Annotated in this window: 1 protein-coding gene; it reads left to right on the forward strand. The window is 64.0% G+C overall.

Annotation, left to right across the window (positions count from 1 at the left end; genetic code table 11):
- The coding region (locus tag AB3X96_RS43060; RefSeq protein ID WP_368594474.1) for a transposase at positions 1-211 on the forward strand (211 nt) is incomplete at both ends.

A 211-nucleotide genomic window follows, 5' to 3' on the forward strand; every position in this document is an offset into this window, starting at 1 on the left:
ACTGGCGCGTCAGGTTCAGCAGGCCACGGGCCAGACGGTCAAGGTGGCGTTCGCGGATCAGGGATATACCGGCGAAGAGCCCGCACAGGCGGCGCTTGACGAGGGGATTGAACTTCAGGTCATCAAGTTGCCCGAGGCGAAAAAAGGCTTCGTGCTGTTGCCGCGCCGCTGGGTGGTTGAGCGCAGCTTCGGCTGGCTCAACCGCTTCCGC

The organism is Paraburkholderia sp. BR13439 (genome assembly GCF_040948805.1).
Lineage (GTDB): Bacteria > Pseudomonadota > Gammaproteobacteria > Burkholderiales > Burkholderiaceae > Paraburkholderia > Paraburkholderia youngii.